At 42.3% G+C, this 362-nt stretch carries 1 protein-coding gene; it reads left to right on the forward strand.

Going from position 1 to position 362, the window contains the following annotated elements:
* Positions 1–49 precede the first annotated feature (49 nt).
* A complete protein-coding gene (locus SB725_RS30335; RefSeq protein ID WP_410923048.1) occupies positions 50–337 on the forward strand; it encodes a diacylglycerol kinase in 288 nt (95 codons plus the stop codon).
* Positions 338–362 lie beyond the last annotated feature (25 nt).

Raw genomic sequence — 362 nt, forward strand, 5'->3', positions numbered from 1 at the left:
GTCTCCTACGTGACAAGCAAAAGCACTGGCCTTGTGACCGTCAGCTTTGATGCTAGCGGCTTTTAGACAAGTTTTGTGGCTCAATCTTATACTGCTAGCTGCTGTCATCGTTATGCCTTTTACGCTTGGTATAAAAATGATGCTGGTCGTCGCTTCTTTTTTATCCTTGATTGTTGAGCTAATCAACACAGGTATCGAAGCTTGCGTTGACCATACTTCAACCGCCAAACACCCGCTCGCAAAAATCGCAAAAGATGTCGGCTCTGCAGCACAGTTCTTAGCGTTAAGTTTATTAATGGTTTTATGGGTAATGGCGTTGTCTGCGCTATTTTATTAAAGTCTGCTCTATTTTATTAAAGCAT

Source organism: Pseudomonas sp. SIMBA_041, from assembly GCF_046535095.1.
Lineage (GTDB): Bacteria > Pseudomonadota > Gammaproteobacteria > Pseudomonadales > Pseudomonadaceae > Aquipseudomonas > Aquipseudomonas mucoides.